This window comes from Escherichia sp. WS1368 (assembly GCF_046487485.1).
Lineage (GTDB): Bacteria > Pseudomonadota > Gammaproteobacteria > Enterobacterales > Enterobacteriaceae > Escherichia > Escherichia coli.
Map to the genome: position 1 here is coordinate 52,916 of NZ_JBJQJI010000002.1, position 16,764 is coordinate 69,679.

Annotated in this window: 12 protein-coding genes; 9 read left to right on the forward strand and 3 right to left on the reverse strand. The window is 50.5% G+C overall.

Translation table 11 applies throughout. The annotated features are described in order from the left end of the window. Positions 1-47: 47 nt before the first annotated feature. The 3 genes from fhuA to hrpB form a co-directional block, all read right to left on the reverse strand. Positions 48-2,237, reverse strand: coding sequence for a ferrichrome porin FhuA (fhuA, locus tag ACJHYD_RS05965; RefSeq protein WP_001545231.1), 2,190 nt, complete (start codon positions 2,235-2,237; stop codon positions 48-50). Positions 2,238-2,456: 219 nt separating this feature from the next. Further along, positions 2,457-4,991, reverse strand: a complete 2,535-nt coding sequence (mrcB, locus tag ACJHYD_RS05970) for a bifunctional glycosyl transferase/transpeptidase (protein WP_001550623.1) — start codon at positions 4,989-4,991, stop codon at positions 2,457-2,459. A 93-nt stretch (positions 4,992-5,084) separates the two neighbouring features. Next, positions 5,085-7,514, reverse strand: coding sequence for an ATP-dependent helicase HrpB (gene hrpB / locus ACJHYD_RS05975; protein WP_001550622.1), 2,430 nt, complete (start codon positions 7,512-7,514; stop codon positions 5,085-5,087). Positions 7,515-7,587: 73 nt separating this feature from the next. On the opposite strand from hrpB, the gene thpR reads away from it, so the two are divergent. The 9 genes from thpR (at position 7,588) to ACJHYD_RS06020 (ending at position 16,746) form a co-directional block, all read left to right on the forward strand. Continuing rightward, positions 7,588-8,118, forward strand: coding sequence for an RNA 2',3'-cyclic phosphodiesterase (gene thpR / locus ACJHYD_RS05980; RefSeq protein ID WP_001294687.1), 531 nt, complete (start codon positions 7,588-7,590; stop codon positions 8,116-8,118). A 14-nt stretch (positions 8,119-8,132) separates the two neighbouring features. Then, positions 8,133-8,837: a DNA/RNA nuclease SfsA gene (gene sfsA / locus ACJHYD_RS05985; RefSeq protein WP_000396050.1), complete on the forward strand. Its 705-nt coding sequence runs from the start codon at positions 8,133-8,135 to the stop codon at positions 8,835-8,837. 177 nt (positions 8,838-9,014) lie between these two features. Then, positions 9,015-9,470: an RNA polymerase-binding protein DksA gene (dksA, locus tag ACJHYD_RS05990; RefSeq protein WP_001155227.1), complete on the forward strand. Its 456-nt coding sequence runs from the start codon at positions 9,015-9,017 to the stop codon at positions 9,468-9,470. Between the two features lie 66 nt (positions 9,471-9,536). Next, complete coding sequence (gluQRS, locus tag ACJHYD_RS05995; RefSeq protein ID WP_032145728.1) at positions 9,537-10,433, forward strand: tRNA glutamyl-Q(34) synthetase GluQRS; 897 nt, start codon at positions 9,537-9,539, stop codon at positions 10,431-10,433. Positions 10,434-10,492: 59 nt separating this feature from the next. Beyond that, the gene (gene pcnB, locus ACJHYD_RS06000; RefSeq protein WP_014639063.1) at positions 10,493-11,890 is read left to right on the forward strand and encodes a polynucleotide adenylyltransferase PcnB; all 1,398 of its coding nucleotides are present in this window, start codon (positions 10,493-10,495) and stop codon (positions 11,888-11,890) included. Further along, positions 11,887-12,366: a 2-amino-4-hydroxy-6-hydroxymethyldihydropteridine diphosphokinase gene (folK, locus tag ACJHYD_RS06005; RefSeq protein ID WP_000215130.1), complete on the forward strand. Its 480-nt coding sequence runs from the start codon at positions 11,887-11,889 to the stop codon at positions 12,364-12,366. The genes pcnB and folK overlap by 4 nt, the downstream gene beginning before the upstream one ends. 348 nt (positions 12,367-12,714) lie before the next feature. Continuing rightward, entirely contained in the window at positions 12,715-13,287 is a 573-nt protein-coding gene (locus ACJHYD_RS06010) for a fimbrial protein (protein WP_000038432.1), read from the forward strand. Positions 13,288-13,376: 89 nt separating this feature from the next. After that, the gene (locus ACJHYD_RS06015) at positions 13,377-14,111 is read left to right on the forward strand and encodes a fimbrial chaperone (protein ID WP_024189685.1); all 735 of its coding nucleotides are present in this window, start codon (positions 13,377-13,379) and stop codon (positions 14,109-14,111) included. A gap of 34 nt (positions 14,112-14,145) precedes the next feature. Further along, positions 14,146-16,746 (forward strand): outer membrane usher protein, encoded by a 2,601-nt coding sequence (locus ACJHYD_RS06020; RefSeq protein ID WP_001445793.1) that lies wholly within the window; start codon positions 14,146-14,148, stop codon positions 16,744-16,746. Positions 16,747-16,764: the final 18 nt, after the last annotated feature.

Below are 16,764 nucleotides of genomic sequence, written 5' to 3' on the forward strand. Positions count from 1 at the left end.
AGCCAACTTGTGAAACGGGCACGGAAATCCGTGCCCCAAAAGAGAAATTAGAAACGGAAGGTTGCGGTTGCAACGACCTGACGTTCTGCGCCCCAGAAGCAGCCATAGGTCTGGAAGCAACTGGCAACATACTCACGATCGAGCAAATTGTTGACGTTCACAGCAAGGCTGGATCCCGCCATACCAAAGCGTGCCAGATCATATTTTACAACAGCATCCATTACAGCTGCGCTACCCACTTTAAAAGTGTTTGCCGGATCACCATAGCTGGAACCAATAAAACGACCACCTGTTCCCAATGTTAAACCAGAAAGCGGCCCTTCATTGAAGGTATAATCCCCCCAGAGAGATGCCATATGCTCCGGTACTTGTTCTGGAGTTTTACCTTTGAGATTGGTGTCTTTGGTGTATTCCGCATCGGTGTAGGTATAAGAAGCCGTCAAGTTAATATTGGCATTTAACGCCGCTTTTGCTTCAAGTTCCACACCACGAGCGCGAATCTCACCTGCCGGGACTTGCGCTAATGGGTTTGTTGGGTCTGCTGTCAGGTTATTTGTTTTCGTCAATTGATAGACTGCGCCCGTAACAACGACCGGCATATCATTCGGAACATATTTTACGCCAGCTTCATACTGTTCACCTTTCGATGGCTTATAGGAAACGCGCGGGTTGCTCCACAGATCGAAAGCACTCGGTTCAAAGGACTGGCTATAGCTAAAGTAAGGTGAAATACCATTATCGAATAAGTAATTTACACCACCGCGCCAGGTGAACTGATGATCATTGCGCTCAATATAACCTTCAGTCGGCGTATAAGAGTTTTCACGAACAGTGGTCGCTTGCTTAGACCAATCGTAGCGTCCCCCCAGAGTGAATACCCATTTATTCCATTCCGCCTGATCCTGAACATAAATACCTGTTTGTTTGCTTTCATTCATCTGGTATGGCTCTGCGCTACCAAATGCAAAGTATTCAGGATGGTATTTGTTATAAAGATCGATGGATGGTGCAGATCCAAAGCTGGCATTGATATCATTGCGCATACGCATGAAGTCTACCCCTGTCAGCAAAGTATGCCCGACGTCACCTGTAGCAAACTTACTTTCAAGTTGGGTATCAACGCTAAAGTTTTGTAGACGCTCATTATCCACCACTGTCCCGCGGTTTAAGGTATGACCATCGCTGGCAATCCCTGTGCCATAAACACTTTTCTGTGAGGTTTTCATTTCACTGAAACGCAGATTCTGACGCACGGTGAAGGTGTCATTAAAACCATGTTCAAAACTATATCCCACCATTTTCTGGTTACGGGAGTATGTATTATTCGATGCACCTTCATTGAAATCAGTCGGTAGACGCTTACCATTAGGCAATGGCTCAACGGTCCCCTCTTTCGGCAACCAACCGTAATAACCCGTTTCTGGTTCGTTCTGAAAATAGGACAGGAAAGTAAAATTGGTTTTGTCGTCTGGACGCCATGAGAATGATGGAGCAATGGTATAACGCTGAGATTCAGAGTTTTTCTGCTGTTCGTTTGTTGAGCGTGCGAGGCCAGTCAAACGGTAGGAGAACTCACCGTTATCATCCAGCGCATCACTGAAATCGAATCCGGTCTGAAACAGATTATCCGTCCCCATTTTAAACTGAATTTCTTTCAGGGGTTCAGTTGTCGGACGCTTACTCACCATAGAAATAATCCCACCAGGATTACTTTTCCCATAGAGAACAGACGTCGGCCCGCGCATCAGTTCAACCCTCTCGAGCATGTAAGGATCAATCACAGCATCGTTATAAAAGTTGCCCTGAAGTTTTAGCCCATCAAGGTAATTATTTTGATTCAGACCAACAGATGAGAAACCACGAATAATAACAAAATCATATGTATTAGAAGCACCACGACTGCTAACCGTAACGCCAGGTGTATAACCTAATGCTTCTTTTACAGACTGAAATTGATGCATCTGCATCTCTTCATTTGTCACAACCGAAATAGACTGCGGCGTTTTTTCAATTGGTGTATCCGTTTTAGTCGCAGTAGCAGAGTGCTTCGCCGCAATAGTTGCAGCTGGCCCCCATGCGCTTTCTTGCGGCGCAGGTGCAGCGGTAACGGTGATAGTGTCTTCTTTCGGTTCAACCGCTGCCTGTGCATAAACAGACATGCCGCTAACCGCTGTGGCTACTACAACTGCGATTTTACGCAGTGAGTGTTTTGGCTGAGCAGTTTTGGAACGCGCCATTGGTATATCTCTGATGTAAAGTGAATGATAACGTAAACGAGAATGATTATTATAAAGATAAGATAATATTCGAAACGCTGGCGGGTTCGCAAGCGGTACGCAATCTGAGCGTTCCTGAAGGGTTAATAAACAACCAGATGAAAAGAAAGGGTTAATACTTTAGGTGGGATGTTATTTTACCGGATGGCAACTCGCCATCCGGTATGTCACGCTTAGACGTTAATTACTACCAAACATATCCTTGATCCAACCGGCTACACCGTCGCTGTCTTTCTGCTCTTGCTGAGCAGGTTGCTGTTGCGGCTGTTGCTGCGGCTGAGAAGACTGATCAAACGGATTGCCTGACGGTTGCTGCTGCATCTCACTCTGCTGGCACAGCGATTGCGGATCGCTGGTCCAGACCGGCAAGACACGCATACCACCGCTGCAAACAAAGTTGCCGTCGTAGTCCACGCCCATATTTGCAATATCTTCTGGCGGAACAAGATTTAGCGGCGTTGGCGTCTGGTTAGCCAGATAACGCTGATAAATCGACATTGCCCCGCTGGCTCCATACAGTTTGGTCGGTTGGTTGTTATCACGGCCTACCCAGGTGATGGTCACCGTGCTGCCGTCAATGCCCGCAAACCAGGTATCTACGTTATTGTTGGTAGTCCCTGTTTTCCCTGCCAGATGCAGGTTCGGGTATTTCGCCCCAAGCTGACGACCCGTACCACGTTGTACCACCTGCTGCATGGTCCATAGTGTCAGATATGCCGCCTGCGCCGGAACAGCGCGTTCTGCCTGCGGGAAGCTCTGATACAGCACCTTGCCATCTTCTGCGATGACTGAACGCAGCGCAGAAAGCGGTGCACGGTTACCACCGCTGGCGATGGTCTGGAATGCCTGCGCCACTTCGATTGGCGTTAAGTTCAACGCCCCCAGCAGCATTGCCGGAACCGGATGCAGCTGATCTTTCGGTACGCCCAGTTTAATCCAGGTCTCCGTAACCGCAGGCAGCCCCAGCGCCATCCCCAGATTCACCGTCGGCACGTTCATCGAACGGGTCAACGCATCCACCAGCATCACTCTGCCACTTTCGCTATAACGACGGTCATCATTCTGCGGTGACCAGACCTGGCCATTCGGCTGACGCAGCGCGATTGGCGCATCGGCAATCCACGTATTCAAACGATAGATTTTCGGCTGGCTTAAGGCAGTCAGATAAGTCGCTGGTTTTGCAAGGGAACCAATCGAACGACGCGCCTGCATCGCACGGTTGTAGCCCGCAAACTGCGGCTCAGAACCACCGACCATCGCACGAACTTCACCGCTAAAGCGGTCAACAACCACAATCGCGGTTTCAAGATCACTCAACTTACGCTGTTTCTTCAGTGCCGGAATGCCTTCCACGGCGGCTTTTTCTGCCGCGTCCTGGGCCACCGAGTCAAAGGTAGTGAAGATCTTCACGCCGGAGAGATCTTTTACCTTATCGCCCAGTTTTGCCTGCAGCTCCTGACGCACCAGCTGCATAAAGGCTGGCTGTGGAGAGATTACCCCACCGCGCGGCTGAACGCCCAGCGGACGTGCACTCAACATGTCATAGAGTTCTTGATCAATAATCTGTTGCTGTTGCAGCAGACGCAGTACCAGATTACGTCGCTCCAGCGCCAGTTTCGGGTTACGCCACGGATTGTAGATGGACGCCCCTTTCACCATACCCACCAACAGCGCCTGCTGGTCGAGGCTCAATTCTTCTACTGGGCGACCAAAGTAATACAAGCTCGCCAGCGGGAAGCCGCGGATTTCGTTGTCGCCGCTCTGACCGAGATACACCTCGTTCATATACAGCTCAAGAATACGGTCTTTGCTGTAACGCGCGTCCATGATCAGCGCCATGTAAGCTTCGTTCGCTTTACGCCAGTAAGAGCGCTCGCTGGAGAGGAACAGGTTTTTCACCAGCTGTTGCGTCAGCGTACTCGCCCCCTGCACCGTGCGTCCGGCGGTCAGGTTTGCCAGCACCGCACGTCCGATGGAGTAGAGACTGATCCCATCATGCTCGTAGAAATGGCGGTCTTCTGTCGCCAGCAAAGTATCCACCAGCAAATCAGGGAAACCACTGCGCGGCACAAACAGACGTTGCTCACCGTTTGGCGAGGAGATCATGGTGATCAGGCGCGGATCAAGACGGAAGAAACCAAACTGACGGTTGTTCTCCATATTGACGATGGTCGCCAGATGATCGCCATCAAAGGTCAGACGCGCACGCACCTGCCCTTCTTTACTGTCCGGGAAATCAAACGGACGGCGGATCATCTCAATGCTGTTGGCCTGCACGGTAAATTCGCCAGGACGGGTCATTTTCGACACCTGACGATACTGGGTTGCCTCCAGCAGCTTCACCATCTCGTTCTTGCTGATGGTCATATCTGGCTCAAGGTTGACCATTCGGCCATAAACTGCCGCAGGCAGTTGCCAGACCTTGCCATCAATACGGCTGCGAATTTTTTGATCGAGATAAACGCCGTAAATGGCGATCAGCACGGCAAAAACGATAGCCAGTTTTAGCAGCAGCCATAGCCAGCCGCGTTTGCCACGAGGCTTACGCCCTTTGCCTTTGCCCTTACCTTTGCGCGGCATCGGTTCTTCATCCTCATAGTCATCATAATCGTCGTAATCATCGTCATCTTCGTAACGACGACGGCTTACCTTTTGTTTGACCGGACGCGTCGGTTTCCCTTTGCGTCCAATTGGCTCGCGGTCATTCCCGGCCATGCTTTTTCTCCGCAATATTCAGGCGCAAAAGCCCGATTTTCTGTTCTTCTGTTGCAAGACAGAAGAAGATATCTCTCAAATTTGCTTTGGTCTTCACGAATACTTTTTCGTCCGTCGCGTCGGTGCCGTGTTTGCCGGGTCGTCCGGCCAGACGTGTTTGGGATAACGCCCTTTCATCTCCTTTTGCACCTCACGATACGCCCCTTTCCAGAAGGCCCCCAAATCACGCGTGATTTGCAGCGGCCTTTGGGCAGGGGAAAGCAACTCCAGCACCAGCGGCACGCGCCCCTGAGCGATCGTCGGATTGGTGGCCTCGCCAAACATCTCCTGCATTCTCACCGCCAGCGCGGGCGGGTTATCTTCATGATAACGAATGGCGATCCGGCTTCCCGTCGGCACAGTGTAATGCGCAGGCAATTCACTATCCAGACGTTGCTGCATTCCCCAATCAAGTAATCCGCGTAGTGCCTGATAAATGTCGAGTGATTTCAGGCCGCGTAGTGAATGCACGCCGCTCATATGCGGCAGTAGCCACGTTTCCAGCGTCGCCAACAAACTCTCATCATCAACCGCTGGCCAGTCATATTCCGGCAACCACTTTGCGGCGCATAACAAACGCAAGCGTAGCTGTTCCGCTTCCGCCGTCCAGTTGAGCACGCTTAAACCTTTATCACGAATGCCGTTAAGCATCGCCTGATGCAACTCGTCTTCCGAGGGTTTCGCCAGTGGCTGCACTTTCACCGTCAACTGACCGATTTGCAGCCGACGCCAGGCTTTCAGCGTGCCTTGCGCGTCATCCCATTCCACGGTGTCCGACTGCTGTACCAGCTGCGGGCAGCGTTGTACTAACTCATCAATATCGACCGGCAGCGCCAGTAAAATCCGCGCATCCGGCGAGGCGCTGCCCTGCAATAATAACGGTGCGATCAACCATTCGTGGCGGCTTAGCGCATCGTCGGCATCGAGCATCGCCCCCATGCCGTTTGCCAGTTGATAGCGTCCATCTTGCCCACGGCGACGAGCAATGCGATCGGCATACGCCCCGGCAAGTAGCGGCGCGATAAGAGAACTGTCTGCCTCACCGCCGCGTACGTTTAAACGTTTTAACAGTTGCTGACTACGTTGCTGCCAGGCTGGTTGATTGCGCGAAAACGCCACGCCCAGGTCACTATTGCCCATCCGTGGCGGCTCTTCGAGAATGGCGGCAATTTTTGCCGCGGTAGCAGCTTCGTCGTCGTTCTTCGCGCTAACCAGCATTGCCGCTAAACGCGGATCGTTACCCAGCGCTGCCATTTTTTGCCCTTGCGCACTAAGCCGTTCACCGTCCAGCGCCCCCAGCATCCGTAACAGGCGTTTCGCGGCCAGTAGATTCACCGTTGGCGGTTGATCCAGCCAGCTCATCTGCGCCGGATCGCTGCATCCCCATTGCAGTAATTCCATCAGCAAACCGGAAAGATCGCTTTGTAATATTTCCGGTTCACTTTGCGCCGCAGCGCGTTCTGCTTGTTCTTTGGCGATTAAATGCAGGCAGATACCCGGCTCCAGACGCCCGGCGCGCCCGGCACGCTGCGTCATGGATGCCTGACTAACGCGTTGAGTAATCAACCGCGTAAGCCCCGTGCGCGGATCAAAACGCGCCACACGCTCCTGGGCACAATCCACCACCAGACGAATACCTTCAATGGTTAAACTGGTTTCAGCAATATTGGTCGCCAGCACCACTTTGCGCATCCCTTGCGGTGCCGGGAGGATCGCTTTTCGCTGATCGTTCAGCGACAACGCGCCATACAGCGGGCAGAGCAACACATCACTGCCGATGCGCGAAGCCAGTTGTTCCTGCACGCGCTGAATTTCTCCGACGCCAGGTAAAAATAACAGTAATGATCCACTTTCCTGACGCAGCATTTCGGCGGTGGCTACCGCAACGGCTTCGTCAAAACGCTGATGCGCGGGCAGCGGTAAATAACGGCGTTCAACCGGAAACGAGCGCCCTTCTGAGATGATGACGGGCGCTTCTGGCAGCATTTGCTGCAAGCGGTCGTTGTCCAGCGTAGCCGACATAATCAGCAGTTTAAGGTCATCACGCAGACCTTGTTGCACATCGAGTAACAGCGCCAACGCCAAATCCGCCTGCAAGCTGCGCTCATGAAACTCATCGAGGATCACCAATCCAACACCGCTCAGTTCCGGGTCACGCTGGATCATGCGCGTCAGCACGCCTTCGGTAACCACTTCCAGGCGGGTATTCGGCCCGACGCAGTTTTGCGCACGCATCCGGTAGCCAACGGTATCGCCTGGCTTTTCGTTAAGCAGCTCCGCCAGCCGTTGCGCAACGTTACGCGCCGCCAGACGACGCGGCTCCAGCAGAATGATTTTCCCGTGAATAGCTGAATGCGCCAGCAGTTGCAGCGGCAGCCAGGTTGATTTCCCGGCCCCGGTCGGCGCACTTAATAACACCTGCGATGCACAATCGAGAGCGGTAAGTAATTCAGGTAAGACGGCAGCAACGGGCAACGACGACACAAAACGCTCCAGAGGGTTAACATTCTTCGCGGCACATTGTAGCATCGCGGTAATTCATAACCGAGTGCCTCACATGTCTGAACCGCAACGGCTGTTCTTTGCTATCGACTTACCTGCAGAAATCCGCGAACAGATTATCCACTGGCGCGCCACACACTTCCCACCTGACGCGGGACGTCCGGTCGCCGCCGATAATTTGCATCTGACTCTGGCATTTTTAGGCGAAGTGAGCGCCGAGAAAGAGAAGGCGCTTTCTCTTTTAGCCGGGCGGATTCGTCAACCGGGTTTCACACTCACGCTTGATGACGCCGGTCAATGGCTGCGTTCGCGTGTGGTGTGGTTAGGGATGCGTCAGCCACCACGCGGCTTAATCCAGCTGGCGAATATGCTCCGTTCACAGGCTGCCCGCAGCGGTTGTTTTCAAAGCAATCGTCCGTTTCATCCACATATTACCTTATTGCGCGACGCCAGCGAGGCGGTGACAATCCCGCCGCCAGGTTTTAACTGGTCGTATACGGTGACGGAGTTCACCCTTTATGCCTCCTCGTTTGCGCGTGGACGCACACGCTACACGCCGCTAAAACGCTGGGCGCTAACGCAATAACAAGGATTGTCGTAATGGAATTTTCTCCCCCTCTACAGCGCGCGACGCTAATTCAGCGTTACAAACGTTTTTTAGCCGATGTGATCACACCCGATGGTCGCGAATTAACGCTACACTGCCCGAATACGGGTGCGATGACCGGTTGTGCAACGCCTGGCGATACCGTCTGGTATTCGACTTCAGACAACACCAAACGGAAATACCCACACACCTGGGAATTGACTCAAAGCCAGAGCGGCGCAATTATTTGCGTCAATACGCTTTGGGCTAACAGGTTGACGAAAGAGGCTATCCTTAATGAATCAATTTCAGAACTGTCAGGCTATAGCTCGCTGAAAAGCGAAGTTAAATACGGCGCAGAACGCAGCCGTATTGACTTTATGTTGCAGGCGGATTCGCGTCCAGACTGCTATATTGAAGTGAAATCGGTTACGTTAGCGGAAAACGAACAGGGATATTTTCCCGATGCGGTCACTGAACGAGGTCAGAAACACCTTCGGGAGTTGATGAGCGTAGCGGCTGAAGGCCAGCGTGCGGTTATCTTTTTTGCCGTGCTGCATTCAGCCATTACACGGTTTTCACCCGCGCGCCACATCGATGAGAAATACGCGCAACTATTGTCAGAAGCTCAACAGAGGGGGGTAGAAATTCTGGCTTACAAAGCGGAACTTTCTGCCGAAGGCATGGCTCTTAAAAAATCATTACCGGTTACATTGTAGTAGAGTAAGTAACTGGTTAATTTACATTCTGGTCGCGTGCGCAAATACGCTTTTCCTCACACAGTTGTCAAGTGTTACGTTTAGATAATTGCTATCCGGAAAAGCATCTGCTATTTATAGCGGCCTCATTTTTCCCCCGAACATGGGGATCGATAGTGCGTGTTAAGGAGAAGCAACATGCAAGAAGGGCAAAACCGTAAAACATCGTCCCTGAGTATTCTCGCCATCGCTGGGGTGGAACCATATCAGGAGAAGCCGGGCGAAGAGTATATGAATGAAGCCCAGCTGGCGCACTTCCGTCGTATTCTGGAAGCATGGCGTAATCAACTCAGGGATGAAGTCGATCGCACCGTTACACATATGCAGGATGAAGCAGCCAACTTCCCGGACCCGGTAGACCGTGCAGCCCAGGAAGAAGAGTTCAGCCTCGAACTGCGTAACCGCGATCGCGAGCGTAAGCTGATCAAAAAGATCGAGAAAACGCTGAAAAAAGTGGAAGACGAAGATTTCGGCTACTGCGAATCCTGCGGTGTTGAAATTGGTATTCGCCGTCTGGAAGCGCGCCCGACAGCCGATCTGTGCATCGACTGCAAAACGCTGGCTGAAATTCGCGAAAAACAAATGGCTGGCTAATTACAGCCGTTCCATCACGTTTACCACAGGCGGGAAATGCTCCCGCCTTATTTTTTGTTCAACGAGATGACAGACACACACTATATTGGCCGCTTTGCCCCCTCTCCTTCCGGCGAGCTTCATTTTGGCTCTCTGATTGCCGCGCTTGGCAGCTATTTACAGGCTCGCGCTAGGCACGGTCGCTGGCTGGTACGCATTGAAGATATCGACCCGCCTCGTGAAGTTCCCGGTGCCGCAGAAACTATCCTGCGCCAGCTGGAACATTACGGCCTGCACTGGGACGGCGATGTTCTCTGGCAATCGCAACGTCACCACGCCTATCGCGAAGCACTCGCCTGGTTACATGAGCAAGGATTAAGTTATTACTGCACCTGCACGCGTGCGCGTATTCAAAGCATTGGCGGTATTTACGACGGTCATTGCCGGGAATTACATCATGGACCAGACAACGCCGCAGTACGTATCCGCCAGCAGCATCCGGTCACCCAGTTTACTGACCTGCTGCGAGGCATTATTCACGCCGACGAAAAACTGGCACGGGAAGATTTTATTATTCATCGCCGTGATGGTTTGTTTGCCTATAACCTGGCGGTGGTGGTGGATGATCACTTCCAGGGCGTGAGCGAAATTGTCCGCGGGGCAGATTTGATCGAACCGACAGTGCGGCAAATCTCGCTGTACCAGCTTTTTGGCTGGAAAGTGCCAGATTACATCCATTTACCGCTGGCGCTTAATCCACAAGGCGCTAAACTTTCCAAGCAGAATCATGCGCCTGCGTTGCCGAAAGGCGATCCACGCCCGGTTTTAATCGCGGCACTTCAATTTCTGGGTCAACAGGCAGAAGCACACTGGCAGGATTTCAGCGTCGAGCAAATCCTTCAGTCAGCCGTCAAAAACTGGCGGCTCACCGCAGTGCCTGAGTCGGCAATTGTAAATTCAACATTCTCAAATGCGTCATGCTGAGCTATGATTAGCCGCTATTTTTTTGTCCTGAATGATGTTTGACACTACCGAGGTGTACTATTTTTACCCGAGTCGCTAATTTTTGCCGCAAGGTGCTAAGCCGCGAGGAAAGCGAGGCTGAACAGGCAGTCGCCCGTCCACAGGTGACGGTGATCCCGCGTGAGCAGCATGCTATTTCCCGCAAAGATATCAGTGAAAATGCCCTGAAGGTAATGTACAGGCTCAATAAAGCGGGATACGAAGCCTGGCTGGTTGGCGGCGGCGTGCGCGACCTGTTACTTGGCAAAAAGCCGAAAGATTTTGACGTAACCACTAACGCCACGCCTGAACAGGTACGTAAACTGTTCCGTAACTGCCGCCTGGTGGGTCGCCGTTTCCGTCTGGCTCATGTGATGTTTGGCCCGGAGATTATCGAAGTTGCGACCTTCCGTGGACATCACGAAGGTAACGTCAGCGACCGCACGACCTCCCAACGCGGGCAAAACGGTATGTTGCTGCGCGACAACATTTTCGGCTCCATCGAAGAAGACGCCCAGCGCCGCGATTTCACTATCAACAGCCTGTATTACAGCGTAGCGGATTTTACCGTCCGTGATTACGTTGGCGGCATGAAGGATCTGAAAGACGGCGTTATCCGTCTGATTGGTAACCCGGAAACGCGCTACCGTGAAGATCCGGTACGGATGCTGCGCGCGGTACGTTTTGCCGCCAAATTGGGTATGCGTATCAGTCCTGAAACCGCAGAACCGATCCCTCGCCTCGCTACCCTGCTGAACGATATTCCACCGGCACGTCTGTTTGAAGAATCTTTGAAACTGCTGCAAGCGGGCTACGGTTACGAAACCTATAAGCTGCTGTGTGAATATCACCTGTTCCAGCCGCTGTTCCCGACCATTACCCGCTACTTCACGGAAAATGGCGACAGCCCGATGGAGCGGATCATTGAACAGGTGCTGAAGAATACCGATACGCGTATCCATAACGATATGCGCGTGAACCCGGCGTTCCTGTTTGCCGCCATGTTCTGGTACCCACTGCTGGAGACGGCACAGAAGATCGCCCAGGAAAGCGGCCTGACCTATCACGACGCTTTCGCGCTGGCGATGAACGACGTGCTGGACGAAGCCTGCCGTTCACTGGCGATCCCGAAACGTCTGACGACGTTAACCCGCGATATCTGGCAGTTGCAGTTGCGTATGTCCCGACGTCAGGGTAAACGCGCCTGGAAACTGCTGGAGCATCCTAAGTTCCGTGCGGCTTATGACCTGTTGGCCTTGCGAGCTGAAGTTGAACGTAACGCTGAACTGCAGCGTCTTGTGAAATGGTGGGGGGAGTTCCAGGTTTCCGCGCCACCAGATCAAAAAGGGATGCTCAACGAGCTGGATGAAGAGCCGTCACCGCGTCGCCGTTCTCGTCGTCCACGCAAACGCGCACCGCGTCGTGAGGGTACCGCATGACAGTGGCGTATATTGCCATAGGCAGCAATCTGGCCTCTCCGCTGGAGCAGGTCAATGCTGCCCTGAAAGCATTAGGCGATATCCCTGAAAGCCACATTCTTGCCGTTTCTTCGTTTTACCGCACCCCACCGCTGGGGCCGCAAGATCAACCCGATTACTTAAACGCAGCCGTGGCGCTGGAAACCTCTCTTGCACCTGAAGAGTTACTCAACCACACACAACGTATTGAGTTACAACAAGGTCGCGTCCGTAAAGCGGAACGCTGGGGGCCGCGCACACTGGATCTCGACATCATGCTATTTGGTAATGAAGTAATAAATACCGAACGCCTGACCGTTCCGCACTACGATATGAAGAATCGTGGATTTATGCTGTGGCCGCTGTTTGAAATTGCGCCGGAGCTGGTGTTTCCTGATGGAACAGTATTAGGAAATTTATTAAAAATAAATAAATTTCATGAATTAAACAAATGGTGATTTAATGATTTCATGAATATAAATAAATTCCGAAAAATAGCCTTACCCCATTGCAATTAATATATTCCCTAAGCTACAACCATAATTAATATTATATACCCCGTTAACACCTTCCGCCTCACATACAATATTTTTCCCGCTTTGTACATTAAGTTTTACTTAAAGATGAATTAAGTGGATATATAAATTTAAATATGCACAATATCCCACTTGGTGATGAACAGATGTTACATTCAGTAAATCTTCACATTCATCATTAACAAACCAATCTATTTTTCTCTATCGGGGTTCTTTGTCTGAAAGCACCCGATTGTAGTTAAACTCATGGAATATAATTCAAGGATTATTATGTCTAAAAAATTAGGTTTTGCCCTGTCTGGTCTTATGCTGGCAATGGTTGCAGGTACTGCTTCTGCTGATATGGACGGTGGTCAGATTAACATCAGTGGCTTGGTTAGCGATAACACCTGTGAAACAAAAGTTGATGGCGGCAAGCAAGATGGCCTGGTTCTTCTGCAAACTGCAACGGTTGCTGAAATTACCGCTGGTGTATCTGAAACTGCTGTCGGTGCCAAAGCGAAACCGTTTAGCATTACTGTAGACTGCAGCAAAGCGACTCCGGGAGGCCAACCGACTCTGACATTCGGTTCAGTTTTCTTTGGTAACAGTCGTGGCACTTTGAATAACGATATGTCCATCACCACCCCGTCATCTGGTGTGAATATTGCCCTGCACAACATTGACGGCACCACTGTTAAACAAGTCAAAATTAATAATGCATCTGATGCTTACACTAAAGCATTAACCAATAATGTTGCAGTCTTTGACTTCAAAGCCTCCTATGTTCGTGAAGACGACTCAACACCAGCAACGGCTGGTTATGTAAGAACCAACACAGCTTACACCATCACCTACAATTAAGTTATTCGTTGGTGATTTAAATTACTACAAGGGAGCGACACCTATTGTCGCCCCCTTGTCTTGAAAACAATTCATGTCATGGATGGTATATTTTGTTAAATAAAAAGAATATTGTCGCATTATGTGTTGCCAGTAGTATGGCATTTAGCATGCCTGTTATGGCTGATATTGTTATTTCCGGTACACGCGTCATTTATAAAAGTGATCAAAAAAGCGTTAGCGTACGCCTGGAGAATAAAGGCAATAGCCACCTGTTAGTACAAAGCTGGCTGGATACCGGTGACGATAACGCTGAGCCAGGAAGCATTAATGTACCATTTACGGCAACACCTCCCGTTTCACGTATTGATGCTAAACGCGGTCAAACCATCAAATTGATGTATACCGGCAGTACCGTACTCCCCAGCGATAAAGAAAGCGTATTCTGGTTTAACGTGCTGGAAGTGCCCCCAAAACCAGATGCTACAAAAGTAGAGAATCAGAGCCTGTTACAACTGGCTTTCCGTACCCGTATCAAGCTGTTCTATCGTCCGGCAGGATTAAACGGTAACCCGTCTGAAGCACCATTAGCCCTGAAATGGAAATGGGCTGAAGGGAAGTCTGGCCTGAGTGTATATAACCCAACACCTTATTACGTCTCTTTCAACAGTGCAGAGTTAATCGCTGGCGGTAAGTCGAACCCGCTCAATGTAAAAATGGTTGCACCGAAAAGCGAAGAGATTTTCACCATAAGCGGTTCAGGCGGGAAAGCAACGTCAGGAAAGGTACATTTCTCCGCGATTAATGATTTTGGCGGCGCAATTGAAGGCGATGTCAATTTGTAAGACCAGGGACCTTATGCAGCAGGAAGCCAATGTAATGAAAACAACGACATCGACTAAACGCCATAATCTTACGCGTATCGCAATGTATTGCTCAATTATGTATAGCGGCGCTACCATCGGAGCCGAAAGCGTTGAGTATGACCCTACCTTTTTAATGGGTGGCAACGCTTCCAGTATTGATGTTAGCCGCTATAGCGATGGCAACCCGACTTTGCCTGGTGTTTACGATGTTAGCATCTATGTTAACGAGCAACCTGTTGCTAACCTGGAGATCCCCTTTATCGCGATCCCCGATAAAAAGAATGCTCAAGCCTGTATTACCCTGAAAAATCTACTACAACTGCATATCAAGACACCCCCGGCAGACGAGGAAAATACTATCCTTCTTCCACGGGATGAAACGCTTGGCAACTGTCTTGACCTGTCGTTAGCCATACCTAAATCCTCAGTGAACTATGACCCCTCTGAACAACGTCTGGATATCAATGTTCCCCAGGCATGGGTGATGAAGAATTATCAAAACTATGTGGACCCATCACTTTGGGAAAATGGCATTAACGCGGCTACGCTGTCTTATAACATCAACGCTTATCGCAGTGAAAATTCAAATTATACAAATGATAGCGTTTATACATCGTTCAATGGTGGCGTCAATTTAGGGGCCTGGCGTCTGCGTAGCAGCGGTAACTATAGCTGGAGAAACGACGCGGGAAGCAATGTTGAGTTTATGAATCGCTACGTCCAGCGCGACATTACCGCTATTCGCTCGCAGCTCATTATGGGGGAATCCTACACCACAGGTGAAACGTTCGACTCCGTTAGTATCCGTGGCATTCGCTTATACAGCGACAGCCGAATGCTGCCGCCTGTATTGGCAAACTTCGCCCCGACAATTCGTGGTGTAGCAAATACTAACGCCAAAGTCAGCATCACCCAGAGTGGATACAAAATTTACGAAACCACTGTTCCACCGGGACCTTTTGTCATTGATGATCTCAGCCCGTCAGGGTATGGCAGCGATCTTATCGTAACCATTGAAGAAGCTGATGGCAGCAAGCGTACATTTTCTCAGCCATTTTCTTCAGTAATTCAAATGCTGCGCCCGGGTGTTTCTCGCTGGGATATCAGCGGCGGGCAAATTAATAAAGACGACTTGCATCATGAACCAAACTTACTACAAGCGACCTATTACCGTGGTTTAAGTAACCTTTTCACTGGCTATACTGGTTTTCAGGTCACAGATAATCATTATGCTGCAGGCTTACTTGGCATTGGGATGAATACTTCTGTCGGCGCAATTTCCTTCGATGTCACCCACTCCAGTGTCGATATACCGGATGATAAAAGGTACCAGGGGCAAAGCTATCGCATCTCCTGGAACAAATTTTTTGACCTGACAGATACATCATTAAACATCGCGGCTTACCGCTACTCCACGCAGGACTATCTGGGCCTGAATGATGCATTAACACTTATTGATGAAGTTGAACATCCCACTCAGGATCTTGATCCCAAAACTATGCGCAACTACGGGCGCATGAAAAACCAGTTCACCGTAAGCATTAACCAACCGCTACGCTTTGGGAAGGATGATTATGGCTCGTTCTATACATCTGGAAGCTGGTCTGATTACTGGGGGGGCAGTAAGAGCCGTAGCAACTATTCGGTCGGCTACAGTAACAGCGCTTCATGGGGAAGCTACAGCATCAGCGCTCAACGATCCTGGGATGAGTACAGCCAAACAGAAAACAGTATTTACCTCAGCTTTTCGATACCTATCGAAAAGCTGATGGGTACGGAGCACCGTGATTCCGGTTTCCAAAGTATTGATACACAACTTAGTACCAATATGGATGGTAATAATCAGTTCAACATGAGCAGTAGCGGTTATAGCAACGATAACCGCGTGAGCTATAGCGTGAACGCGGGTTATGGGATGAATAAAACCGGCAAAGATCTCAGCAACATTGGGGGTTATGCCAGCTATGAATCGCCATGGGGAACGCTAGCTGGGTCAGTCTCTGCTACCAGCGATAATAACCGCCAGTACTCCGTTAATACAGATGGTGGATTTGTGTTGCACAGCGGAGGACTGACGTTCAGCAACGACAGTTTCAGTGATAATGACACCATTGCTCTGGTTAAAGCACCGGGTGCAAAAGGGGCGCGTATTAACTACGGCAACAATACCGTTGACCGTTGGGGATATGGCGTAACCAGTGCTCTTTCACCATACCAGGAAAACAAAATTGCTCTGGACACTGAAAACCTGGAAAACGACATCGAAATGAAGAGCACCAGTACGGTTGCCGTACCACGCCAGGGCTCGGTTATCTTTGCTGGTTTTGAAACCAATCAGGGACAATCTGCGATTATGAATATCAAACGCAGTGACGGAAAAGGTATCCCCTTCGCCGCCGATATTCATGATGAAACAAATGCAATCATTGGCAACGTTGGGCAGGGCGGGCAGGCATTTGTTCGCGGTATTCAGCAGCAGGGCACGATAAAAATCACCTGGCTGGAAGCCAGCATGCCCAAAACCTGTATTGCGCAGTACCAGCAACCCAATGTGACATCGGAGAAAATCCAGCAAACGATTATTCTCAATAATATTCTTTGCCAGCTCCAATAATACGAAAGAGAGATGACA

Excerpts from the sequence above, each read along its gene's own strand:
- dksA (WP_001155227.1), top strand. The coding sequence starts at position 9,015 with ATGCAAGAAGGGCAAAACCGTAAAACATCGTCCCTGAGTATTCTCGCC.
- fhuA (WP_001545231.1), bottom strand. The coding sequence starts at position 2,237 with ATGGCGCGTTCCAAAACTGCTCAGCCAAAACACTCACTGCGTAAAATC.
- ACJHYD_RS06020 (WP_001445793.1), top strand. The coding sequence starts at position 14,146 with ATGAAAACAACGACATCGACTAAACGCCATAATCTTACGCGTATCGCA.
- ACJHYD_RS06010 (WP_000038432.1), top strand. The coding sequence starts at position 12,715 with ATGTCTAAAAAATTAGGTTTTGCCCTGTCTGGTCTTATGCTGGCAATG.
- sfsA (WP_000396050.1), top strand. The coding sequence starts at position 8,133 with ATGGAATTTTCTCCCCCTCTACAGCGCGCGACGCTAATTCAGCGTTAC.
- mrcB (WP_001550623.1), bottom strand. The coding sequence starts at position 4,991 with ATGGCCGGGAATGACCGCGAGCCAATTGGACGCAAAGGGAAACCGACG.
- folK (WP_000215130.1), top strand. The coding sequence starts at position 11,887 with ATGACAGTGGCGTATATTGCCATAGGCAGCAATCTGGCCTCTCCGCTG.
- gluQRS (WP_032145728.1), top strand. The coding sequence starts at position 9,537 with ATGACAGACACACACTATATTGGCCGCTTTGCCCCCTCTCCTTCCGGC.
- thpR (WP_001294687.1), top strand. The coding sequence starts at position 7,588 with ATGTCTGAACCGCAACGGCTGTTCTTTGCTATCGACTTACCTGCAGAA.